At 77.0% G+C, this 261-nt stretch carries 1 protein-coding gene; it reads left to right on the plus strand.

Annotated elements, in window-relative coordinates:
* Positions 1 to 45: 45 nt before the first annotated feature.
* On the plus strand, positions 46 to 261 hold a 216-nt coding region (locus M0638_RS28495), incomplete at its 3' end, for a hypothetical protein (RefSeq protein WP_248670337.1).

Below are 261 nucleotides of genomic sequence, written 5' to 3' on the forward strand. Positions count from 1 at the left end.
GCTGCCCTGGTCGCTGCTGCTCGACCTGACCGGGAGGGCCGGCGCATGAACGCAATCACCCGACGCGGCCTCGTGCCGCTGGCCGGTGCCTTGGCGCTGCCGGTCGGCGGGGCCGTCACCACTCCTGCCGCTGCCGCCGCCACCGCCGGCCCCGACGCCGCGCTGCTGGCGCTCTGCGCCGACCTCCAGGTGGCCGTGGCCGAGTGCAACGCCGCCAGCCACCTGTGCGACGTGATGCTGGAGGCGGGCGACGACGCCGGC

It is taken from the genome of Roseomonas acroporae (assembly GCF_023223525.1).
Lineage (GTDB): Bacteria > Pseudomonadota > Alphaproteobacteria > Acetobacterales > Acetobacteraceae > Roseomonas_E > Roseomonas_E acroporae.